The sequence below is a fragment of the Citrobacter sp. CK188 genome (genome assembly GCF_030333525.1).
In the GTDB taxonomy this organism is placed as follows: Bacteria; Pseudomonadota; Gammaproteobacteria; order Enterobacterales; family Enterobacteriaceae; genus Citrobacter_B; species Citrobacter_B koseri.
Map to the genome: position 1 here is coordinate 13,531 of NZ_JAOWFU010000029.1, position 24,828 is coordinate 38,358.

Genomic DNA, 24,828 nt, shown 5'->3' on the forward strand with positions numbered 1-24,828 from the left:
TAGCGGAGCAGTAGAAGAATGACAAAATATGCTTTAGTAGGTGATGTAGGCGGCACCAACGCGCGTCTTGCTCTGTGCGATATGACCAGCGGGGAGATTTCGCAGGCGAAAACCTATTCCGGGCTGGACTATCCGAGCCTCGAAGCCGTGGTTCGCGTGTATCTGGACGAGCATAACGCCAGGGTGGAAGACGGCTGTATCGCTATCGCCTGCCCGATCACCGGTGACTGGGTGGCGATGACCAACCACACCTGGGCATTTTCTATTGCGGAGATGAAAAAGAATCTTGGCTTTAGCCATCTGGAAATCATCAACGATTTTACCGCCGTGTCGATGGCGATCCCGATGCTGCGCAAAGAGCATCTGATCCAGTTCGGCGGCGCGGAACCGGTTGCCGGCAAACCGATTGCTGTTTACGGCGCCGGAACCGGATTAGGGGTGGCGCACCTGGTTCATGTCGATAAACGCTGGATCAGCCTGCCGGGCGAAGGCGGTCACGTTGACTTCGCGCCGAACAGCGAAGAGGAAGGCATTATTCTCGAAGAACTGCGTGCGGAAATTGGTCACGTCTCCGCCGAGCGCGTGTTGTCGGGGCCTGGGCTGGTGAATCTGTATCGCGCTATCGTCAAATCTGATGGCCGTCTGCCAGAAAATCTGCAACCGAAAGATATTACCGAACGCGCGCTGGCGGATACCTGCATTGACTCTCGTCGTGCGCTGTCGCTGTTTTGCGTCATTATGGGCCGTTTTGGCGGTAATCTGGCGTTGACGCTGGGCACGTTTGGCGGCGTCTACATTGCGGGCGGCATCGTGCCGCGCTTCCTGGAGTTCTTTAAAGCCTCCGGCTTTCGTGGCGGGTTTGAAGACAAAGGCCGTTTCAAAGCCTACGTTCAGGATATTCCGGTTTACCTGATTGTGCATGATAATCCCGGCCTGCTCGGTTCCGGCGCGCATCTGCGTCAGACGTTAGGGCAAATTTTGTAATTGAAGCTCGGCAGGCCTGATACGCGTTAGCGCCATCAGGCAAGACTGTCATGCCTGCATTATCCGGCCTTAAACCGCGTCACTGACGCGGTTTTTTTGTGCCCGTCGCCGACCTTTCCGACGCTCGTCACATTTCTGTTTAACGGGATTATTTGTCCAGTAAAAGCATTGTTTGTCTGATAACAATGCGCAGGCTCTCACCGCCATAATTTCTCTCGTTAACTATCTGGAGGAGTCTGTTATGGCGAAAAAACTCATTGCTGTTTGCGCATGCCCGATGGGGCTGGCCCACACATTTATGGCGGCTCAGGCGCTGGAAGAGGCGGCGGTTGAAGCGGGATACGAGGTGAAAATTGAAACCCAGGGGGCGGATGGCATCCAGAATCGCCTGACGGCGCAGGATATCGCTGAGGCGACGCTAATCATCCATTCCGTTGCCGTTACCCCCGAAGACAATGAACGGTTTGAGTCGCGCGATGTGTATGAAATTACGCTCCAGGACGCGATAAAAAACGCCGCCGGTATCATTAAAGAAATCGAAGAGATGATTGCGGCAGAGCAACAATAATTTTCGACAGGGATACACATATGGCCATTAAAAAACGCAGTGCAACCGTTGTGCCTGGCGCATCCGGTGCGGCAGCGGCAATAAAAACCCCTCCGGCCTCCCGTAACAGCTTCTGGGGCGAACTTCCGCAGCACGTCATGTCGGGTATTTCGCGCATGGTGCCCACGTTAATCATGGGTGGGGTGATTCTCGCTTTCAGCCAGCTGATTGCCTATAGCTGGCTGAAAATTCCCGCAGATACCGGTATTATGGATGCGCTGAATAGCGGAAAATTCGACGGTTTTAACCTCTCATTACTGAAATTCGCCTGGCTATCGCAATCCTTTGGCGGCGTGTTGTTTGGCTTTGCGATTCCAATGTTCGCGGCGTTTGTCGCTAACTCTATCGGCGGTAAGCTGGCCTTTCCCGCAGGATTCATCGGCGGCTTAATGTCCACCCAGCCAACCCAGATACTGAATTTTGACCCGGCCAGCCTGCAATGGGTAACGACCGCGCCCGTACCGTCAACGTTCATCGGGGCGCTGATTATCTCGATTGTCGCGGGCTATCTGGTGAAGTGGATGAATCAAAAAATCCAGTTGCCTGATTTCTTACTGGCCTTCAAAACCACCTTTTTGCTGCCCATTTTGTCCGCCATTTTTGTGATGCTGGCGATGTACTACGTGATCACGCCGTTTGGCGGATGGATCAACGGCGGTATCCGCACGCTACTGACGGCGGCGGGTGAAAAAGGAACGCTGATGTATGCAATGGGGATCTCAGCGGCAACGGCAATTGACCTCGGCGGCCCGATTAACAAGGCCGCAGGATTTGTCGCTTTTAGTTTCACTACCGATCACGTTTTACCCGTCACCGCGCGTTCTATCGCGATTGTGATCCCGCCGATTGGTCTGGGGCTGGCAACGATTCTCGATCGTCGCTTAACCGGTAAACGCCTGTTTAACGCGCAACTGTATCCGCAAGGCAAAACCGCGATGTTCCTGGCGTTTATGGGGATCAGTGAGGGGGCGATTCCTTTCGCGCTGGAAAGCCCGATCACGGCAATCCCTTCGTATATGGTGGGCGCGATTGTCGGCTCGACAACCGCCGTCTGGCTGGGCGCCGTGCAGTGGTTCCCTGAGTCTGCGATTTGGGCATGGCCGCTGGTGAGCAATCTTGGCGTCTATATGGCGGGGATCGTGTTAGGGGCGGTGATCACGGCGCTGATGGTCGTTTTCCTGCGTCACATGATGTATCGCAGAGGCAAACTGCTGATTGAAAGCCTCTGAAAAAAGGACTGACATCATGACGTTACGAGCATCGCTTCGCCAGTGGCTGGTGGAACAACGCCTGGATGCGGTATTGATTTCATCCCGGCAGAACAAGCAACCGCATTTGGGGATTTCCAGTAGCGCCGGGTTTGTTTTTATCACGCATAAAAGCGCGCATTTGCTGGTGGATGGCCGCTATTACGCTGACGTTGAAGCGCGTGCGCATGGCGATCAACTGCATCTGTTGGCCGGGTCGCAGACGCTGACTTCCATTGTGAACCAGATAATCGACGACGAGCAATTGCAGGTCATTGGTTTTGAAGGCGCGCAGGTGAGTTGGGATTGCGCGCAACGCTGGCAGGAAAGGCTGCGGGCGAAGCTGGTGAGCGCGTCGCCGGACGCGCTGCGACAGATCAAAACGGCACAGGAAATAGCGTTGATACGCGAGGCCTGCCGGATTGCCGATTGCAGCGCGGAGCATATCCGTCGTTTTATTCGCCCCGGTCTTCGCGAACGAGAAATTGCCGCGGAGCTGGAGTGGTTTATGCGCCAGCAGGGGGCGGAAAAAGCCTCTTTTGACACCATCGTCGCCAGCGGCTGGCGTGGGGCGTTACCCCACGGTAAAGCCAGCGAAAAAATCGTCGCGGCGGGTGAATTTATTACCCTGGATTTTGGGGCGCAATATCAGGGGTATTGTTCGGATATGACGCGAACATTCCTCGTGAGCGGGCAGGATGCGCCCGTCGCATCTCATCCGCTGTTCGCCGTTTACCAGACGGTTCTTGAGGCGCAGCAGGCGGCGATTGCCGCCATTCGTCCGGGCGTGTGCTGCCAGGCGGTGGATGCTGCGGCTCGTCGGGTGATTGAGGCGGCGGGCTATGGCGATTATTTTGGCCACAACACCGGGCACGCTATCGGCATTGAGGTGCATGAAGCGCCGCGCTTTTCACCCACGGATACCACCCGACTTGCCGCAGGCATGTTGCTGACCGTAGAGCCGGGCATTTACCTGCCGGGGCAGGGCGGCGTGCGTATTGAAGATGTCGTACTGGTCACGGAAGACGGCGCGGAAGTGCTCTACACGATGCCGAAAACAGTATTGCTCACGGGAGAAGCATAATGGATTTATCGCTGTTAAAAGCCCTGAGCGAGGCGGATGCCATTGCCTCCTCAGAACAGGAAGTGCGCCAGATCTTACTGGAGGAAGCGGATCGTCTGCACAAAGAGGTGCGCTTTGACGGGCTGGGATCGGTGCTGATCCGTCTTAATGAGTCCGATGGGCCGAAAGTGATGATCTGCGCGCACATGGATGAGGTGGGGTTTATTGTGCGCAGTATCTCGTCGGAAGGGGCGATCGATGTGTTGCCGGTCGGCAACGTGCGTATGGCGGCCCGTCAGCTCCAGCCCGTGCGTATTACCACGCGGGAAGACAGTAAAATTCCCGGTTTGCTGGATGGCGAGCGTAATGGAAATGAGGTTGGCGCCTTGCGGGTCGATATTGGCGCACGCTCATATGATGAGGTGATCCAGGCGGGCGTTCGACCAGGCGATCGCGTCACTTTTGACTCTGTGTTTCAGGTGCTGCCACACCAGCGGGTAATGGGGAAAGCGTTTGATGACCGACTGGGGTGCTACTTGTTGATCATGCTGCTGCGTGAATGGCATGACGCAGCGCTGCCCGCCGAGGTCTGGCTGGTAGCCAGCTCCAGCGAAGAGGTCGGGTTACGCGGCGGGCAAACGGCCGCTCGCGCGGTTGCTCCCGATATCGCTATCGTGCTGGACACCGCCTGCTGGGCGAAAAACTTTGATTATGGCGCGGCGAATCATCGGCAGATCGGTAAAGGGCCGATGCTGGTGCTTGCCGATAAGTCGCTCATCGCGCCGCCCAAACTGACCGCCTGGGTTGAAAGCGTCGCCAGCGACTCCGGTCTGCCGCTGCAACTGGATATGTTCAGTAATGGAGGGACGGATGGCGGAGCGGTGCATTTGAGCGAGACGGGAACCCCGACGGTGGTTATTGGGCCCGCCACGCGTCACGGGCATTGCGCCGCGTCCATTGCGGATTGCCGCGACATTATCCACACGCAGCAACTTTTATCGGCACTTATTACCCGTCTTACGCGTGAGACCGTCGTTCATCTTACGGATTTCAGATGAGCGTCTTGCGTTAATCAGGAGTTGTTATGTTAACGATTCAATTTCTCTGCCCGTTGCCAAATGGCCTGCATGCTCGTCCGGCGTGGGAACTGAAAGAGCAGTGCAGCCAGTGGCAAAGCGAGGTGACGTTTATTAACCATCGCCAGAATGCGCGCGCGGACGCGAAAAGCTCGCTGGCGCTGATCGGCACCGGAACGCTGTTTAACGACAGTTGCAGTCTGAACATTAGCGGCAGTGATGAAGAGCAGGCCAGGCGTTCTCTGGAGACCTATCTCCAGCACCGGTTTATCGACAGTGACAGCGTTCAGCCGACCTCTGCGGAACTGGCGGCGCATCCGTTGCCGCGCTCGCTGGTTCGACTGAATCCCGATTTACTGTATGGCGCGGTATTGGCTAACGGCGTCGGCGCTGGCGCGCTCACGTTGTGGCAAAACGACAATCTGGAGGCGTATCGCGCAATTCCGGCCAGCGCGGAAGACAGCACCCGGCTTGAACATAGCCTGGCGACGCTGGCGGAGCAGCTTAATCAACAGCTTCGCGAACGTGACGGTGAAAGTAAAACGATCCTTAGCGCCCATCTGTCGCTGATCCAGGATGACGAGTTTGCGGGGAACATTCGCCGCCTGATGGACGAGCAGCACAAGGGGCTGGGCGCGGCGATTATCGCCAATATGGAGCAGGTGTGCGACAAGCTGTCGTCCTCCGCAAGCGACTACTTACGCGAGCGGGTAAGCGATATCCGTGATATTAGCGAACAGTTGCTGCATATCACCTGGCCGGAACGCCGCCCGCGTAATACGTTGATTCTTGAACAACCGACTATTCTGGTGGCGGAAGATTTGACGCCAAGCCAGTTCCTGAGCCTCGATTTGCAGCACCTGTCCGGCATGATTCTGGAGAAAACCGGCAGAACGTCGCACACGCTGATTCTGGCGCGCGCATCCGCGATTCCGGTGCTCAGCGGGCTGCCCCTGGACGCGCTCAGTCGCTACGCCGGGCAACCTGCGGTGCTGGATGCCCAGTGCGGCGTGCTGGCGATTAACCCGAACGCCGCCGTCTGCGGCTATTACGCCATTGCGCAGCAACTGGCGGATAAGCGTCAACAGCAACAGGCGAGAGAAGCGTCTTTGCCTGCTTTCTCCCGGGATAATCAGCGTCTTGATATCGCCGCCAATATTGGTACGGCGCTGGAAGCGCCGGGCGCGTTTGCCAATGGCGCGGAAGGCATCGGTCTGTTCCGCACCGAAATGTTGTTCATGGATCGCGACAGCGCCCCTGACGAACAGGAACAGTTTGAGGCCTACCAGCAGGTACTGCTGGCGGCGGGAGAGAAGCCGGTTATTTTTCGCACGATGGACATTGGCGGCGATAAAAATATTCGCTATCTCAATATCCCGCAGGAAGAGAACCCTTTCCTCGGCTATCGCGCCGTGCGTATTTATCCTGAGTTTGCCGGGCTGTTTCGCACGCAGCTTCGCGCTATTTTGCGTGCGGCAACCTTTGGTCATGCACAACTGATGATCCCGATGGTGCACAGTCTCGATCAGATCCTGTGGGTTAAAAGCGAGCTGCAAAAAGCGATCGTGGAACTCAAAAGAGACGGGCTGCGCCATGCTGCAACGATCCCGCTGGGGATTATGGTGGAAGTTCCGTCGGTCTGTTACATCATCGATCACTTCTGCGATGAGGTGGATTTCTTTAGCATCGGCTCGAACGATATGACCCAGTATCTGTATGCCGTCGATCGTAATAATCCGCGCGTCTCGCCGCTGTATAACCCGATTACGCCGTCATTTCTGCGCATGTTGCAGCAGATCGTCCGCACGGCGCATCAGCACGGGAAATGGGTGGGGATTTGCGGCGAGCTGGGCGGTGAAAGCCGGTATTTACCGCTGCTGCTGGGGCTGGAACTGGATGAATTAAGCATGAGCAGCCCGCGAATCCCTGGCGTGAAAAGCCAACTGCGGCAGATGGACAGCCAGGCGTGCCGGGCGCTTGCGGCGCAGGCCTGTGAGTGTCGTAGCGCAGAGGAGATTGAAACGCTGTTGAATCAGTTTGCGCCGCAAAAAGACGTGCGTCCGCTGCTGGCGCTGGAAAATATCTTTGTGGGCGAATCATTGATCAACAAAGAGCAGGTGATTCAGTTTCTTTGCGGCAATCTCGGCGTAAACGGGCGTACTGAGCATCCGTTTGAGCTGGAAGAGGATGTCTGGCAACGTGAGGAGATTGTCACGACTGCCGTTGGTTTTGGCGTGGCGATCCCGCATACCAAATCACAGTGGATACGTCATTCCAGCATCAGCATTGCGCGGCTGGCGCGCCCTGTTGACTGGCAGTCGGAGATGGGCGAGGTTGAGCTGGTGATTATGTTGACGCTGGGCGCTGATGAAGGGATTAACCATGTGAAAGTCTTTTCGCAGCTGGCGCGTAAGCTGGTGAATAAAAATTTCCGCCAGTCGCTGTTCGCCGCTCAGGATGCCGAAAGTCTTCTGGCGCTGCTGGAGGCGGAACTGACGTTTTGAATCTGCGTGTCTGAGTGAATGCCCGGTGGCGCTTCGCTTACCGGGCCTACGTGTACGCCCAATTATTCGTTTTACGTGTACGCCGCATCCGGCGGTTATGCCCGGTTATCCGTTTTACATGTAGGCCGGATAAGGCATTTACGCCGCCATCCGGCGGTTATGCCCGGTTATTCGTTTTACATGTAGGCCGGATAAGGCGTTTACGCCGCCATCCGGCGGTTAACCCTGAAAACGCGCGCTGTACTCTCCCGGCGTCAGGCCAAACTGCCGACGAAACAGGCGGCAAAAATAGTCGCTGTCGTGGTATCCACAACGTTCCGCCACCTCGCTAATCGACAGATGGTACTTCTGCAAAATGATGCGCGCCTTCGCCATTCGCACCCAGCGAACATACTCGACAAAACTCATGGTGCCGTGCTGGGTGAACAGTTTTGATAAGTGATTCGGCGTGATATTGAAAAACTGCGCCACGCTTTCCCGCGTCAGCGGCCGGGCGTAGTTGTCCTGCACCCAGTTGCACATACTGTGATAGAGAAATTCCGAGCGCGGGCGGCGTGAGTCCGGGCGAGTATTGACCACGCTACGGCACAGATGCAGCAGGCTGAGAACCAGAGGCTGAATAATATCCTGCGCCTGAGGCGAGCGGCTCAGGTGGGTCAGAGCCGTGAGCATGGCTTCCCCTTCGCCGCGCTGCTGGTGCGCTAACTCAATGCGTCGCACCGGGCGTAACAGAGAAGCGGTACGGTTATCGTAAAACGATAATCCTAACCAGGCCGGGGCAAACACCAGACTTAACAGCATCACCGGTTTATCGCTACCGGGCAGGTTTGCCGCCCTGGCGGGGATAAACAGCATCTCCCCCTCCGTCAGGGCGTGCTGTTTTTTTTCGAGCAGGTTACCGTATTCTCCGCGCAATACGATGTCGAGACGCGGTAAATCAATACACAGGCTGCCTGTGGGGAGAGCGGTATGTTGCGTGGCAAACCAGACGCGTCCCAGCCGCTGCGGATTTAACACCAGGCCGCTGAACAGATCGGCAAAAAACTGTTGGTCTGCGGGCAAGCCTGGCTCTTTCATCACTTAATCCTGCGTCATAAATGCATTAACTGCCTGAACTCTTTCACTTTACTCCGACTGACCGGGATTTCAAATTCCAGATCTTTGAGCCGCAGGATGTACGTGTTGTTAAACCAGGGTTCGATTTCGCGGATCTTGTTTAAATTCACACAAAACGAGCGGTGGCAGCGAAAGAAATGCGACGCTGGCAGTTTGCTGCAAAACTCGGTGATATTCATCGGCATGACATACGACTCCCGTCGCGTGTAGACAAACGTCATCTTTTCATGCGCTTCCGCGTAATAGATATCGTTGATCGGCGTGACGATAATGCGCTCATCTTTAATCAGATTAATGGTGTCGTTTTCACGGGCGACAGGGCTGCCGGGAACGGCGACGGCCTGCTGCTGTTGCCAGGCGGCCTCCAGCTTTTGCAGCATCCCCACGATGCGTGATTCCTGGTACGGCTTCAGTATGTAGTCAAATGCTTCCAGTTCAAACGCCTCTACCGCGTGCTCTTTCCATGCGGTAATAAACACAATAAACGGCTTATGGGCGAACTGGCTGATGTTTTGCGCCAGCAGTACGCCATCCAGCGAGGGAATATTGATGTCCAGAAAAATGGCGTCAACGCGGTTATGCTGTAGAAATTTGAGCACATCCAGACCGTCGTCAAACGTACCGACAATCTCCATCTGGCTATGCTCTTTTATCAGCCAGCTTAATTCTTGCTGGGCCAGGAATTCATCTTCAACGATGATGACTTTCACTACTCATCTCCGGGTTAAAGCAATAACGTTGCCGGTGCGGCGGCAGGGGAGCGCTGATTGGGAACATAAAAGGCGATTTCGGTGCCCGGCTCCAGACGGCGGATGTGCAGCCCTTCACCGTATAACAGCTTAACGCGATGATGGACATTCAGCAGGCCGATTTTATTTCCCGGCATTTCATTCGCCTTCACCCGCTCAATTACTTTAGGATCAATACCGTGGCCGGTATCCCTGACGGCGATTCGCACACGGTTGCCGCATTCGGCGACGCTGATGGTCACTACGCCTTTTCCTTTACAGGGTTGAATGCCGTGGACGATTGCATTCTCTACCAGCGGCTGAATAAGCAGGCTGGGAATGTAGCAGTTCACCTCTTCATCAATATCATAAATGACGGTCAGCTTATCGCCAAAACGAGCCTGCTCAATGGCGATGTAGTCCTTGATTTGATACAGCTCCTTTTTGATGTCAATTTGCTCATCATCTTTTAATTCAATGTTATAGCGCAGATAGCGTGACAGATTAAAAATGAGCTGGCGTGCGGTGTCCGGGTTGAGCCGAATGGATGACGAAATGGCGTTCAGCGCATTAAACAGGAAATGGGGATTAATTTTACTTTGCAGCGCTCGCAGCTCTGCCTTATTTGCCATTTCCCGCAGTTGCTCCGCGCGGGACACTTCCAGTTGGGTGGAGATAATCTGCGACAGGCCGATCGCCATCTCTTGCAGGGAAGAGGTGATCTGATGCGCGTGGCAGTAGTAGATTTTTAGCGTCCCGGTCACTACGCCCTTTTCCCATAATGGGATGACCAGCATTGAGTGTATTTCCGGCGTGCGGTGCGCTTCATCATTGTTTTTAATGATGATTTTCCCGTAATTGATGGCCTGTTGCGTGGTCGGGCTGACAAAATCATCGTTATTGCGGTAGTTGGTTTCCCCCACGCCGACATAGGCCAGAACGTGTTCGGTATTAGTGATTGCTACCGCGTCGGCATGGATATCATGACGGATGATTTCGCACACCTGGCGGAGTGATTCGCTGTTGACCTGGCGAAAGAGCGGCAACGTTTTGTTGGCGATATCCAGCGCCAGCTTGGCCTGCCGCGCGGCGCTGGCCTCTTTCTCGCCCTCCACGCTTTGAACCAGCAGCACGATAAAACCGATACATACGCTGCCGAGGATCATCGGGATACCGATTTTGGACACGATATCTACGCCCAGCGCGATGGTCGGCGCCCAGACAATGACCAGAATCATGGTCAAGGTTTCACAAAGCATCCCGCCCAAAATACCCACGCGCCAGTGCTGTGCTTTTGGGATTTTCCGGTTTATCCAGCCCGCGATACATCCCGCCAGAATACTGGTGATAAAACACGGTACGGCAGTGACCCCGCCAATATCGATAAGGTAGCGGTGAATACCGGCGATCACACCCGTAATGATCCCGACCCACGGGCCAAACAAAATGCCCCCGGACATCACGGCGATGATGCGAACATTCACCAGCGAGCCTTCGACCGGTACGCCGGACCAGGTGCTGAACAGGGCGAACATCGAGAAAATCGCGGTAACGGCGAGCAGCTCTTTCGGGGAGTGCGCTGACTTATGCAACAGTTCGCGAAACAGGCGGATACGGATGAGGAAAAACAGACAGAACAGCATTAGCGCTGCCCGGTCAAATACCGCCAGCAGCATGTTGAATATTTCGTGCACGGGTGACTCTTGTGACTGGGTTAAACCACTATGATAGGTAACCCGCACCCATATGACCAGCCCGCTGATGCGGCGCTGTTAATGAGGAAAAACCATAATATTAAAAGGGGATTGATCTTTTGTTAGAGAAATGACAAGACCTCACCAGGATGAGGAACGCCTTAAGGTAATTTTATTGATATCAAAATGTTAATTAATTGATGGTTGTTATGGGCGGTATTTTGCTGAGTATTCCCGTTTTCTTTTTAGTATTCCCCTTTTAAGCCGATGAAAAATATTTTCGTTTGCCTCTCGACAGGAGGATTTTTTTCAGGCTATTTTCTAAGCATGCCACGGTCGTGGCAGCGTCGCTCGGACGGTCCGGGCGCTAACGTGAATCTGAGGATACTATGGCTGATACCCGCCCTGAACGTCGCTTTACGCGTATTGATCGTCTCCCTCCCTACGTTTTTAACATTACCGCTGAGCTGAAGATGGCTGCGCGTCGGCGCGGCGAAGATATTATTGACTTCAGCATGGGGAACCCGGATGGGGCAACGCCTCCTCATATCGTCGAGAAACTCTGTACGGTGGCTCAACGCCCGGATACGCATGGTTACTCGACCTCACGCGGGATCCCGCGTTTACGCCGGGCGATCTCCCGCTGGTATCAGGAACGTTACGATGTGGATATCGATCCAGAAACGGAAGCGATCGTCACTATTGGTTCGAAAGAAGGGTTAGCGCACCTGATGCTGGCAACCCTTGATCATGGCGATACCGTGCTGGTGCCGAACCCCAGTTATCCCATCCATATTTATGGCGCCGTCATCGCTGGCGCGCAGGTACGTTCGGTTCCGCTGGTGGAAGGCGTGGATTTCTTCAACGAGCTGGAACGTGCGATCCGTGAAAGCTACCCGAAACCGAAGATGATGATTCTTGGTTTCCCCTCCAACCCGACGGCACAGTGCGTTGAGTTAGAATTCTTCGAAAAAGTGGTTGCGCTGGCCAAACGCTACGACGTGCTGGTGGTCCACGATCTGGCCTATGCCGATATCGTATATGACGGCTGGAAAGCGCCGTCAATTATGCAGGTGCCGGGTGCGCGCGACGTGGCGGTGGAGTTTTTCACCCTGTCGAAAAGTTACAACATGGCGGGCTGGCGCATTGGCTTTATGGTGGGCAACCAGACGTTAGTCAGTGCGCTGTCGCGGATTAAGAGCTACCACGATTACGGAACCTTCACGCCGTTACAGGTGGCGGCGATTGCCGCGCTGGAAGGCGATCAACAGTGCGTGCGTGATATCGCTGAGCAGTATAAACGTCGCCGCGACGTACTGGTGAAAGGCTTGCATGAAGCCGGATGGATGGTCGAAATGCCAAAAGCCTCGATGTATGTCTGGGCAAAAATACCGGAGCAGTACGCGGCAATGGGGTCGCTGGAATTTGCGAAAAAGCTGCTCAACGACGCCAAAGTGTGCGTGTCGCCGGGGATCGGTTTCGGCGACTACGGCGACACCCATGTGCGTTTCGCGCTGATAGAAAACCGGGATCGTATACGTCAGGCGATCAGAGGTATTAAGACCATGTTCCGCGCAGACGGCCTGCTGCCTGCGGGGGCGAAATCGGTAACAGAAGGTACCGAGTAGAAAAGCAAACAGGAGCCATCTGGCTCCTGTTTTTTGCTGCATCTTTTCAATTTAGATCATCAGGGCAAAAGTACCGGCCCAAACGATGACCATAAATGAAATGCCCATAAAGAAATATTTCACGTTTCATCTCTCCGCGTCGCTTTAAGCACGCCTAAATGAACTTAAATTTACCTGTGTATAGAGAGCTGGTGCCCGCCAGAATGAGATTGAGAATGTTCTCCGTCTTTCTTGTGGCATCACCTCAGAATTCTGTGCGTTATCGCTCCAGACGGCGCTAATGTACGCCTAAAAATGAGGCGAGACAAGAGGCATTTTTTTATTTACTTTTAGTAACTTACAACTGTCGTGATTCGGCGACAGTTTAATTTCTGACGGTAATAAATTGCTATTCAGCGACGCTATTGCTGTTCAGAAAAAGTCACATAAAAACCAGGTGGTTAACAGGGATATTGAGGTGAAAAGATAGCGCCGGGCAATAAAAAAGGCCTTGCGGCCTTTTTTAAACATACAACGATGCTTCCCCTAAAGGGCGCGTTTTGAAACGACGATGGATCCAGAGATATTGCTCAGGTGCGCGCATAATCTCTTTCTCAATAATCTTGTTCATATAGGCTGCCGCCTGGTTCTCTTCTTCCGGGTAGCCTTCCATTTCTGGCGTGATATACAGACGATAACCTGAGTTATCACCTTTTCTGATCATGGTGACGGTCAGCATCGCTGCGCCGGAAAGGCGGGATAACACATAGGTGCCGTTAGTCGTTGCGACGTCTTTGACCGCGAAGAAGGGGGCAAATGAACTGCCTTTACGGCCGTAATCCTGATCCGGGGCGAACCATACGGCTTCACCTTTTTTCAGAGCGCCGACGATACCGCGCAGATTGTTGCGCCCAATCATCGCTTTATTTGAACGCATGCGACCCCGCGTCTGAACCCACTCCATCAGCGAGTTATTGTGCGGGCGGTATGTCGCCATCATCGGCTGGCACAGCCCCATGACCCGACCGCCTAATTCCAGCGACATAAAGTGGACGCCAACGACCATCACACCGCGTTTTTGCGCTTGCGCCTGCATGAGGTTATCCAGACCGTCCACATCAAACCATTTACGTACCCGCTTATCAGGCCAGAACCACGCCATACCCGTTTCAATAAGTGCCATACCGAGGGAGTGGAAGTTCTCCACTATCATCTTTTCCCTTTCTTCCGGCATCAGATTGGGGAAGCAAAGCTCAAGATTCTTACGGGCGATGGATTCGCGACGTTTCAGAAAGGGACGGGCAAGTCTGCCGGTTCGCGTACCCAGGAAGCGTAAAACGGGGTAGGGAAGCAGCACCAGTAACCAGAGTACAGTAAGACCAAACCAGGTAAGCCAGTAGCGCGGGTGCAGTAGCGCACGAGAAAATTTGCATTGTGGGAACATAAATACCCTCTGTTGATACGAACAATATGTATCGCAGAAGATTCATTGTCCGCAGCGGTACACTCACGATAGTTAGGCCATCATGTACGACAATGGTTCCTGTAAAGAGTGTAAAGCTTAGTCAGGACAAAACCACGAGGGGCATGAATGCTTGGACAACTAATGTACCACCGGGGGATTAATATCAGCCAGAAATTATTAATTAAGATGCGTAAATATTTTTTGATGGGGGTGGTTTTGTTATTAATTTATTGTTTTTAAATGGTTTTTTATGTGTGTGCACATGTTCGTTTTCCCTGAAAAGCCGCTTCTGGCCGGTAAGCCTGTCAGAGTCTGACGCTTCTGAATGTGATAACAATTGCTTTAAATATTCTCATTGATGGAAGCATTTAATTAAATGAGTTAACAAAGGATATTTTAAATCAAAAAACAGCGATTTTAAGAATAATCTTAACTAAATAAAAACATGTTTTATATCAATTAGATAACAAATTAAGACATTAAATAATCGATGTTCAGATTACCCCATCAAATAAATCTTTTCCACCTTAAAAAAACAATAATAAACATAAAAAATATAAGTCAGGTAATTAATTATACCTATATAAATCATGTGGTTAAAAAGGAAATATCGGTTTTTTCTATGATTTTTATTTTCCTGCATTGATCGCTATGAACGATCATCATTTGAATTTTAATAGTTAGTGCCTATCAAAATTAACTATACGATCGTTGTAATCGATCAATGTTTGTTGCTTGTGATAAACTCGCCACGTTCTGAGAAGTATTGGTTGTTTAACGATTTGGATTTCTTGTCTGGCAAGAAATCGATATTTGCTAGTCGATGCGTTGGGGCGAATGGTGTCTTTTTAATGTTTTGCCACGTATCAATGCGGCGTTTTGAATAATGGTAAAATTATGAATAAAGTGTTTAAAGTCATCTGGAACTCCAGGCTGAATATATTTGTCGTGGCATCTGAATTAGCGCGTGGTTATTGTAAAAGCACGGCCGGGAGCACCAGTTTTGGCAGTCTTTTAAAATACCCATTAATGAGTGCGCTGGCTGTTTCGATTTCGTGTATTTTAACGACTGGCACATTCGCCGCCGATTTACAGGTTTATGATTTCTCTCCTCAGGATCCGTTTGAAGAGATTATTTCTGGTTCCACGCATTTGACAGGCGGTTTTTCTGGAATACAGCGAGGAGAAACAGGATATACCTGGACAACGCTTGGTCAGGCCAGAGAGGATGGGTTAATTACTGGCGATTCCGGGCAATGGGTGGATAAAGATATCTTCCGTATGGGCTCGCAGACCAAATCTATAAATTACACCGACCCCGTTACCGGTAGCACGGTAACGATGAAAGTTTATGATAACAATGATATGCAGACCGAAGCGGCCAAAGATTTCCGGGTTGTCGTTTCTCAACCCGTCGGAAAAGATGGTCAGTATGTCGATCGTAATTTGTATCAGGTTGGGGCGGGCGCTTCTCTTGATGTCGATGTCGGTCAGAAAACGGGGAATTGGGTCGGTGCTGCGGATAACCAGTTCAACGTTATCATGAAAAGTTCGGTAAATACGCAAAACTTATCGTCTGCTTATCATGTCACTAATGGCGGCAGCCTTAACTACCAGTCTAAAACAGTCGTTCAACTGGGGAATAGTGATAACAATATAAAAGACGCCAGCAATGCACTGGCATGGATGACGGCGGCTGATTTTGTTGGTGAGTTTGACAGCGTTATTGGTAAGCAGAATATTACCAACATTGATGAGTTCAAGGCGTATAACGATGCGTTGATTCAGGCGCTCCAGGATGGGCAAATTCAGCTAACGGAGGCGCAATATGCTGATGAACTGAATAAAGCCAGGGATACCTCACTGCACGGGATCTTCGCTGATACGGGGAGTATTGCGGCTGATGATGCCATCAGAGCCTTTGTTAACAGGGATGCGGTATCCTATATTCATGGCGTGGGCAGCGGCACCAATGTGGTTATCGATAAGGATGCCAACATTCAGTTAGTGGGATCGGATGCTACGGTTGTTAACCTGGAAAATGGCGCCAGACTGACAAACAACGGCACCCTTGGTACCGCAGGTAATACTTATCGCGGCGCTTATATCATTGCTGCGAGAAATACGTCTTTTGTTGATAACAACGGCGTTATTGATGCGGGCACGAACCCCGAAATGGCGGATTTTTTCTCAAGTGGGGCGGCGGGCGTAGCGCAAGGTGCGCATACTGCCATTCTGGCTAATGGTTCCTCTGTAATTAATAACAACAGCAGCGGCGTGATAAATGTTGCGGCCAGAGGTAACTATTATGGTAATACCGGCGTGTTGATGAGCGGTAATGCCACGCTTAATAATGATGGTGCTATTAATATTGCAGCGAGTAATGAGGCGAACAGTATATTAGGTAATGGTGCCAATATCGGCGTCGTTACCCAACAAAACACCACCTTTAATAACCGGGGCACATTGTATATTGGTCGCCTGGCGCAGCGTGCACCTGATGATGCAAACACGGATATCGCGATCAAGCAGCAGTCAATTGGGGTTCATCTGTACGGTAATGGTACTTATAACGGTTCCGATACTTCACAGATTATTATTGGCAGTAAAGTCCAGAATGCGACAGCGATTGATGTTGGCGGGAATGCAACTCTCGATCAAAAAGGGAGCATTAATATCAATGGTGCTGTAACCGGGGAGTCCGTTTCTTCGAATATTGGTATTATTGCACGCGCAGGAACCCAGGCCGCTAAAGTCGTTCATGATGGCATCATTAATCTGAACGGCCTGAACAGTACCGGGATACAGGTGCTGGAAAATGGTCAGATAACCAGTTCGGGCACGATTAATATTAATGGTGGACTGGACCCAGTAACCCACTATGCCAACTATGGTATTTACGTCCAGGGTGAAAAGGCGCTGGCAATATTGTCTGGCACCGTAAATTTAAGTGGCGATGGCGCTATTGGGGTTCATGCGCGTGATAAAGGTGAAATTGATGTTACCGAGAATGGTACTGTCAATTTCAAAGATGGCGTTAATCAGACGGGCTATTATATTTTTGGCGCGGGTTCTACTATCAAAAACGCGGCCTCCAGCGTTCAGGACGCGTCAACCCAGAATGCCACGCTGTACCGCGTTGACGGAGGCGCCAGCTTCTATGGTTCTGCCGATAGCTCAGCGCAGCTAAACGCTTCTGGTGATGGCGCAACGATTATTCGGACAACCGGTGCTGGTAGCCACTTTGATTCCGGTAAACTTGCTCTTAGCGTCACGGGGACAGGAGCGACGGGCATCCGAATTGAAGGAGGCGCGACGGGCGAAATTACCTCGGATGCGGTTATTGTCAGGGTGGCCGGGAAAGATACCACTGCCGGCATTGTTGATGGTAACTATTACAACCTTGATGGCTCCGTTAATGATGCGCAAAAAGGTGACTCCGTATTAACCAGTTATGCGGTGCTGGAGACAGCAAACACGGCAGACGGCGCATTTGGCTACATCGCCAGAAATGGCGGCCGTCTGATCCATGAAGGCTCGATTAATTTCACGGCTGACAACAGTACCGGGATACTGGTGGATGGCGGGATCCTGGAAAACCATTCTGATGTCACTGTGAATGGCGTGGCGGTTAATATTCAGGGCGCTAACTCAGAGGTGACCAACAGTGGCGTGGTGACCGCAACGGATGGCCAGGCTGCCTATCTGGTTGGGAACAACGCCACGCTGGCGCTGAATGGTAACGGTGAAACCCGGGCGGCGGGCACCGCTCACGGGATCTTACTGGATACTGGCGCGAAAGGCCTGACGGTTGATGGTGCGACTATCACAATGGATAGCGCTGGTAGCGGCAACGCAATTGAAAACAAAGCCGCGATTAGCGGTATTCAGTTGAAAAATACCACGATTAATGTCGGTAATGGCGTGGGTGTTCACACCGGCGCATCGATGGCGCAAACCAACTCCGGCACGATCAATATTAATGGCAGCGGTACAGGGATACTGTTTGAGAACGTGGCTGATGGCTCTGACACCGATCAGACGCTGGATATGTCTGACTCCAGAGATCTGGTGATCAATGTGAACGGTGCTCAGGGGAACGGGATTATTACCCGAGCATCCACCGACCTGAAAACCGGTGCCAGCGTTAACGTCCTGGACAGTGACGGGAAATCAGCGCTGGTTGTCCAGGGGACGACGAAGAATGTAGAGCAATCCGGCAAACTGATCTCGGTGTCTGACAAGGCGGCGGTGGTCGATTTGAATAACGGCGTACTTGAGAGCTTTATCAATAAAGGCGATATCCTGGCGCTGGATGCCAGCCACACTGCGCTGGAAATGAACAGTGGTAACGGGATTACCTTCACCAATGCCAGTGGGGCAAATATTGTCGGTCAGGTGAATCTGCTTAATGGCGACAATACGGTGATCCTTGAATCAGGAAGCACTGCGACTGACATTACCAGCGGCAGCGGCAAAGATAACTTCATTCTGAAGAATATCAGCGAGAATGAAAGCGGCTCATTGTTCACGTCATTAAATGGCGGCAGCGGCGACGATACGTTACAGCTTGAGAATTCGTCATACACTTTAACCCGTGCTGATGCCATTAACGGCATGGAGCATATTGCGCTGGCGAATAATTCTGTTTTTACCCTCGACAACGTTGCACTGGGGCTGGGTGACGACGAACTTGATGGCGCGGGAACCGGATACACCATTGACGGTTCCAGCCAGCTTAGTATTAAGAATACGGCGGATGTGACTTTTAAAAGCCATCTTGCCGGGACGGGAGTTGTTGCCGTTGATACGGCGAATAACCACTTCAACTTTGATGCTAATAATGCCGCAGATGGTTTTGCCGGTACGCTGGCGCTTACTAACAGCCGTTTTGAACTTGACGGTCTGAATACTCAGGCGCTTAGCAACGCTACGCTGCAAGCTGGAAATGGCAGCATTACCCATGTCGGCAGCGGCGAGCAGAATATCGGCGGTCTGGATTTCAAAGGGGGGACCGTACAGTTTGACGGCGTAACGCCGGGTAACCCAACGGCTTTAGGAACGATTCACGCTGGCGCGATGGATCTCTCTGGTCGCGGTACGGTTCAGGTTGACAGCGGAACGGTCAGTAACGATCGTCCTCAGGCTGATACGCATCGTCCAATACTGGAACAGGATGACGCGCAGGCATTGATTAAACTGGCGACCTCTGACACCGCCGTTCAGGGGGGCGCCGGTAACCTGGTGCTGAAAGATAAAGACGGTAATGTGATCAGCGATAGCATCACTGCCGATATCGCCCAGAATGGCGTGGTGGTGGCGAAAGGAACGTATGACTATCGTCTGACCGGCGGTGACAGTGATGACGGACTTTATGTCAGCTATGGCCTGACCCAGGTTGATTTGTTGGGTAAAGACGCCGATGCGCTTATCCTGGATGCGAACGGGAAAAGCGGCAACGCGGCTGACCTGAGCGCCAGAGTGACCGGCAGCGGCGATCTGGCGTTTGACAGCCAGAAAGGCCAGACGGTGACGCTGTCGAATATGGACAATGATTACAGCGGCGTCACCGATGTGCGCAGCGGTAATCTGGCGATGCTGAACGATAACGTGCTGGGAAATACCCGCGAGCTGAAACTGGCTGGCGATACCGGGTTTGATATGCGCGGTCATTCACAAACCATCGGCAAGCTCACGGCTGAAAGCGGCTCTCTGACCGATTTGAACGGCGGTCATCTGACGCTGACAAACGGCGGTGAAGCGTCTGGCGTACTGACGGGCGACGGGGAGCTCATCGTTGCAGGCGGAACCCTGAATGTCTCCGGGGCGAATACGGGACTGAAGGCGACGACCACGATTGCTCAGGGCGCGACGGCGGTGCTGGATAATACGCTGGGGCTGGGAACCGGAGATATTGTTGCCGCCGGACTGCTTAATCTGAGCAACGCCACGGGCGTGCTGTACAACAGCATCAGCGATGCCGGGAAAGTCGCACTGGATGCCAGTGATGTGGTGCTTGCTGGCAACAATAGCCATTTTGCCGGGACCTTCGACATCGACAACGACTCCACGCTGACGGCCTCTTCCGCGCAGCAGTTAGGCACCTCCGCGATTCAGAATGCCGGTAAGTTTGTGCTGAACACTCACGAAAACTGGTCGCTGGAGAACGGTGTTACAGGTAGCGGGAGCGTGGTGAAGAATGGCAGCGGCAACGTCACGCTTAGCGACAGCGCCCAGTGGACCGGCGCGACGGATATCAATGCCGGTGGTCTGACTCTGGGCAGCGCGGATAACGCGTTCACGCTGGCCAGTCATCAGGTCAATATCGGGAAAGACGGGCGCTTATCCGGGTTTGGCGGCGTAGCCGGAAATATGGCTAACCAGGGCACGCTATTGATTGGCGATGACGTCAGCGCGGCTCGCAGAGCGGTTTCTTCACCTGTCAGCTTTACCGTAGGCGGCAATCTGACGAACAGCGGCGATATCTGGACCGGAAGCAAAGGTAAAGATGCCGGTAATCAGCTTGTGGTAAACGGGAACTATCAGGGAGATGGCGGTCATCTTCATCTGAATACCGCGTTGAATGATGATAATTCCGTCACGGATAAACTGATTGTTAAAGGAAACACCTCTGGCACAACCGGCGTCAGCGTGACGAATGCTGGCGGTTCTGGCGCGCAGACGATCAATGGCATTGAAGTGATTCATGTTGATGGTCAGTCCGACGGTGAGTTTACGCAGGACGGCAGGATTGTGGCCGGGGCGTATGATTATTCACTGGCCCGTGGTCAGGGCGACAACAACGGTAACTGGTATTTAACCAGCCATAAGACAGATCCAAATCCGGGGCCGGGCCCGAAACCTGAACCCGATATCCGTCCTGAACCGGGCTCCTGGACAGCTAACCTGGCGGCAGCCAATACGCTGTTTGTTACGCGGCTTCACGATCGTCTTGGCGAAACGCAGTATATTGACGCGCTGACGGGCGAGAAGAAAGTCACCAGCATGTGGATGCGTCAGGCGGGCGGGCATAATGCCTGGCGGGACAGCTCCGGTCAGCTTAAAACCCAGAGTAACCGCTATGTGATGCAGGTAGGGGGTGATGTTGCCCGCTGGAGCGGCGACGGACTGGATCGCTGGCACCTTGGCGTCATGGCCGGATATGGACACAACAGCAGCAACACGCGCTCCTCATCGACAGGGTATCGCTCTGACGGTTCCGTGAACGGCTACAGCGCCGGGGTGTATGCAACGTGGTATGCCAATGATGAAACGCATCAGGGCGCTTATCTGGATTCATGGGCACAGTACAGCTGGTTTAATAACAGCGTCAAAGGCCAGGATATTCAGAGCGAATCGTACAAATCCAAAGGGATCACCGGGTCGCTGGAGCTGGGGTACACCCACAAGCTGGGTGAATTTGCAGGAAGTAAGGGCTCTAAAAATGAATGGTTTATCCAGCCGCAGGCGCAGGCCATTTGGATGGGCGTCGAAGCTGACGATCATCGTGAATCGAATGGCACACGTATCAGCGGTGAAGGGGACGGCAACGTTCAGACCCGACTGGGCGTCCGTACTTTCCTGAAAGGCCACGGCGCGATTGATGAAGGCAAAGCACGCGAGTTCCAGCCGTTCGTGGAAGTGAACTGGCTCCACAATACGCGCGATTTCGGCACAAAAATGGATGGTGTCAGCATCCGGCAGGAAGGCGCGCGTAATCTGGGTGAAATAAAAACGGGCGTTGAGGGGCAAATTAATCCACAACTCAATGTCTGGGGGAATGTCGGCGTCCAGCTGGGCGATAAAGGATACAATGACACCTCAGCAATGATAGGGATTAAATATAACTTTAAATAGCAGAAAGGGGGCGTCGTGCCCCCTTTTTCTGTCGTGAGTTCTCATCTTTATAACATTAAAAAACAATTTTCTTCAGGAAGAATAGAGTGAGGGATGAATGATTGTAATCTCAGAAAATAGTTTTTTCCATCTTGGGGTTAGCGCATTAGTAGAAAGAATGGCATTGAATACCACCCGTAATTTGATTGTGTTTGATACGGGGCGCGATTGTCTCTATATGCTTGATACTGAAGAGGCAAAGATGCCTTTTTTCCATGAACCGATTTTGATTTTTTCACATTGTCGGCGTATTTATCTCACCGAGAAAAACAGAAAATTCAAAATCGAAACGCTGCTATCAAAAACGAAATCTCATCCCGCTGTCAGACGGAAGCGAGAAGTATTAACCGTAAGTGAGTTACGGGTCATAAAAAAAGTTTGTCAGGGGATCAGTCAACGACGAATTGCAGAACAGTTCAAGGTCAGCGAAAAGACGATCAGTAATCAAAAAATGAACGCCTTGCGAAAGCTGAGCATCAATAAAACAACAAAGTTTTTCGTTGAGTATCTGGCCTGGCTGAGATTGTGGCATGAGTATGTTGAGTATAAAAACAATCAAATGCGAAAACCGGTTAAACTCTCTGTCATCACGCCTGAAACCTTTACAAAAAGGCGGAGTGAGGTTTTAATAGAGGTTTAATCTACGTAAGCTAGGATGACAATGAGTCTTGCTTATATTTAAAGGGACTTTTACAGAACTCAATGAAACAACATGCTGGGGGATTGGTGGGAAACAAGCTAGTTTTTGTGATCGTATTCTTAACCATCACTATAACCGGCATGGTGACTTTTTGGCTGGGCGCGTCCAGCCGGGTAGATAATGACAAAAGAGCATTAATCCAGCGCGTAGATTCGCTGCTGTTTGAAGCGAAACAGATATCAGATTCGTTGACCGCGCATTTAACAGAACGCTGCTCAGATGAAACGGTGCGTATGCTGACGAAACAGATACACCGTTATCCGCATATTGGGGGCATTTTCCTGTTGCAGGATTCGCAGGTATATTGCTCATCCGGGATGGCGAAACCTGAACTCAGCAATTTAACCGCAGGGGAGAACGGTAATCGGCTATTTTTAGTTGATGAAACGCCGGCATTTCGCGGGGAGCCTGTATTAGCCTACGTTACTGTGAGAGGAAATAACGCAATAGTGGTGACGATCAGTACCTACTGGTTTAAGTCGCTGCTTGCAGACAGTCGTTTACTTGTTAACGTGAATGGAAATATTCTCTCCGATGATAAGTTAATCAGTACAAACAGTATTGATTTTCAAAACTCCGCCTGGCAACAATCTAATATGTTTGATTATCAGGTAATGGAATACCCGGAACATACGGGCATTGCTTCTGTTCTTAACTTTATTTTTATTCTCTTTTTATCCGCAGCGATTGCCGTCCCTGCCGCTTTTCTGTTTAACTATACGCTACAACGAATCGCGATGTCCCGGTACATACAACTTCGCCGGGGGCTGCGCAAACAGCAGTTCGTTCCTTATTACGAACCCGTCATGAATTGTGCTTCCGGGGCATTATATGGCGCAGAAGTGGTCATGCGATGGAAGAAGGGGAACGATACATCCGTTATTAATGAAGAGATTATCTCTCTGGCAAATAAAACTGGGATGATATCTCCATTAGTTAACTTTATTTTACGACAGGTGGAAAAAGATATACTCTCTTTACGCCTCAGACTGCCGAGAACATTCTACATTAATTTCCGACTTAGTGAATCGATGATCGCTATGCCAGAACTTATTGATTCGTTTGTTGAGTTTCAAAAACGCTTGCCCAGCGATGTAAAACTGACGCTGGAATTTCCTGAGGTTGTTTATCGTGATACAACGCTTGAGTTTGATTCTGTTCTCAGGAGGTTACGTGTCGAAGGTATTAAAATTAAAATGAGTTCCTTATTTTTAGAGCGTTTAAATGCTGACCGTAATTTATACCTTCCGGTTGATGCTGTCAGAATTGAAAAGTCAGTTACCGGATTAATTTCGGACTCCAAAGAACCTGTCGCGAGTGTTGATGATATTATTCGTTCGGCAGTAAATAAAAACTATACGATTATCGCGGATGGTATTGAAAATGATCAGCAGTACCACTATTTATCACTGCGCGGTGTTGTTTTACAACAGGGGAATTACTGGTCAATGCCATTGTCCAGTTTTCATTTAATGCAGTATATTATTCAGAGCGATAAAGTATTACTGTGTTAATTTCTGATAATAATGCGAAATTTATCGATATATCATGCGCATATTACATGGAGTAATATGCGCATGTATATATCAGGACTTAAGTTGTAGCGCGATCTCAACCACATATTTACCCTGGTGGCGAGCGATATCCAGTTCACGACTGTCACGAATGACCCATCACGGATTACCGCCATTGCTGAATGTTTTTTATTCGTCAACCGTCTTTTTCTGCACGTCCAGCCAGGCCACGAGCAGAAAGCCGCCAACAAGACCCAGATGCTCAAAAAATGCGTTGGCGGTGCTGAATCTCTCCATGCCTGCCGGAAGTTCCCAAAAGCGCAGCGCCAGGAACGTCGCGACAAGGGTGAACCCCGCCAGTGCCAGCGAAGCAAGCCAGCGCAGGCAACCCGTCAGGATCATGATTGACGCGCCCAGCTCCAGCGCAATAACCAGCGCGGCAAACAACGGCGCAGGAGACAGGCCGAAATGGTTCATCTCGCCGATAGCGCCCTGAAAATCCAGCAGCTTATTGATCCCGCCCTGCAAGTAGGCCGCGCATAGCCCGAGATATGCCAGCCAACGGCATACCGCCGCCCCGATAAGGGGGCGAACGGCATGCGTCAGACGTTGTGAAAATGTCATGTC

At 51.8% G+C, this 24,828-nt stretch carries 16 protein-coding genes; 10 read left to right on the forward strand and 6 right to left on the reverse strand.

Annotation, left to right across the window (positions count from 1 at the left end):
- Positions 1 to 18 precede the first annotated feature (18 nt).
- The 6 genes from glk (at position 19) to ptsP (ending at position 7,481) form a co-directional block, all read left to right on the forward strand.
- Positions 19 to 984: a glucokinase gene (gene glk, locus OGV67_RS05470; protein ID WP_012131396.1), complete on the forward strand. Its 966-nt coding sequence runs from the start codon at positions 19 to 21 to the stop codon at positions 982 to 984.
- A gap of 241 nt (positions 985 to 1,225) precedes the next feature.
- Complete coding sequence (locus OGV67_RS05475; RefSeq protein WP_047462211.1) at positions 1,226 to 1,552, forward strand: PTS fructose transporter subunit IIB; 327 nt, start codon at positions 1,226 to 1,228, stop codon at positions 1,550 to 1,552.
- Positions 1,553 to 1,572: 20 nt separating this feature from the next.
- Positions 1,573 to 2,820, forward strand: coding sequence for a PTS fructose transporter subunit IIC (locus OGV67_RS05480; RefSeq protein WP_047462213.1), 1,248 nt, complete (start codon positions 1,573 to 1,575; stop codon positions 2,818 to 2,820).
- Between the two features lie 16 nt (positions 2,821 to 2,836).
- Complete coding sequence (ypdF, locus tag OGV67_RS05485; protein ID WP_115614589.1) at positions 2,837 to 3,922, forward strand: aminopeptidase; 1,086 nt, start codon at positions 2,837 to 2,839, stop codon at positions 3,920 to 3,922.
- Complete coding sequence (gene ypdE / locus OGV67_RS05490) at positions 3,922 to 4,959, forward strand: aminopeptidase (RefSeq protein WP_115614590.1); 1,038 nt, start codon at positions 3,922 to 3,924, stop codon at positions 4,957 to 4,959. The genes ypdF and ypdE overlap by 1 nt, the downstream gene beginning before the upstream one ends.
- Positions 4,960 to 4,985: 26 nt before the next feature.
- The gene (gene ptsP / locus OGV67_RS05495) at positions 4,986 to 7,481 is read left to right on the forward strand and encodes a phosphoenolpyruvate--protein phosphotransferase (RefSeq protein ID WP_115614591.1); all 2,496 of its coding nucleotides are present in this window, start codon (positions 4,986 to 4,988) and stop codon (positions 7,479 to 7,481) included.
- A 219-nt stretch (positions 7,482 to 7,700) separates the two neighbouring features.
- Here the strand turns inward: ptsP and OGV67_RS05500 are convergent, their stop codons facing one another.
- The 3 genes from OGV67_RS05500 to ypdA are packed head-to-tail and all read right to left on the reverse strand — an operon-like array spanning position 7,701 to position 11,019.
- Positions 7,701 to 8,558, reverse strand: coding sequence for an AraC family transcriptional regulator (locus OGV67_RS05500; RefSeq protein ID WP_012131402.1), 858 nt, complete (start codon positions 8,556 to 8,558; stop codon positions 7,701 to 7,703).
- Positions 8,559 to 8,572: 14 nt separating this feature from the next.
- Positions 8,573 to 9,307 carry a two-component system response regulator YpdB gene (gene ypdB, locus OGV67_RS05505; protein ID WP_058667806.1) on the reverse strand — a complete coding sequence of 245 codons (735 nt, stop codon included), beginning with the start codon at positions 9,305 to 9,307 and terminating at the stop codon, positions 8,573 to 8,575.
- A gap of 14 nt (positions 9,308 to 9,321) precedes the next feature.
- Complete coding sequence (gene ypdA, locus OGV67_RS05510; RefSeq protein ID WP_075203718.1) at positions 9,322 to 11,019, reverse strand: two-component system sensor histidine kinase YpdA; 1,698 nt, start codon at positions 11,017 to 11,019, stop codon at positions 9,322 to 9,324.
- A 389-nt stretch (positions 11,020 to 11,408) separates the two neighbouring features.
- Between ypdA and alaC the strand changes: the two genes are divergently transcribed.
- Positions 11,409 to 12,647, forward strand: a complete 1,239-nt coding sequence (alaC, locus tag OGV67_RS05515) for an alanine transaminase (protein WP_012131405.1) — start codon at positions 11,409 to 11,411, stop codon at positions 12,645 to 12,647.
- 51 nt (positions 12,648 to 12,698) lie between these two features.
- On the opposite strand, the gene ypdK is transcribed toward alaC, so the two are convergent.
- On the reverse strand, positions 12,699 to 12,770 hold the full coding sequence (ypdK, locus tag OGV67_RS05520) for a membrane protein YpdK (RefSeq protein ID WP_010723117.1): 72 nt from the start codon (positions 12,768 to 12,770) through the stop codon (positions 12,699 to 12,701).
- A gap of 379 nt (positions 12,771 to 13,149) precedes the next feature.
- A complete protein-coding gene (gene lpxP / locus OGV67_RS05525; RefSeq protein ID WP_101744049.1) occupies positions 13,150 to 14,070 on the reverse strand; it encodes a kdo(2)-lipid IV(A) palmitoleoyltransferase in 921 nt (306 codons plus the stop codon).
- 918 nt (positions 14,071 to 14,988) lie between these two features.
- Here lpxP and OGV67_RS05530 point away from each other — a divergent pair.
- The 3 genes from OGV67_RS05530 to OGV67_RS05540 all read left to right on the forward strand — a co-directional run bounded on the left by OGV67_RS05530 (position 14,989) and on the right by OGV67_RS05540 (position 24,201).
- Entirely contained in the window at positions 14,989 to 21,948 is a 6,960-nt protein-coding gene (locus OGV67_RS05530) for an autotransporter outer membrane beta-barrel domain-containing protein (protein ID WP_286465079.1), read from the forward strand.
- 97 nt (positions 21,949 to 22,045) lie between these two features.
- The gene (locus OGV67_RS05535) at positions 22,046 to 22,627 is read left to right on the forward strand and encodes a LuxR C-terminal-related transcriptional regulator (protein ID WP_047462248.1); all 582 of its coding nucleotides are present in this window, start codon (positions 22,046 to 22,048) and stop codon (positions 22,625 to 22,627) included.
- Positions 22,628 to 22,689: 62 nt separating this feature from the next.
- Positions 22,690 to 24,201, forward strand: a complete 1,512-nt coding sequence (locus OGV67_RS05540; RefSeq protein WP_200003467.1) for an EAL domain-containing protein — start codon at positions 22,690 to 22,692, stop codon at positions 24,199 to 24,201.
- Between the two features lie 189 nt (positions 24,202 to 24,390).
- On the opposite strand, the gene OGV67_RS05545 is transcribed toward OGV67_RS05540, so the two are convergent.
- Entirely contained in the window at positions 24,391 to 24,825 is a 435-nt protein-coding gene (locus tag OGV67_RS05545; RefSeq protein WP_200003466.1) for a DoxX family protein, read from the reverse strand.
- Between the last annotated feature and the right edge of the window lie 3 nt (positions 24,826 to 24,828).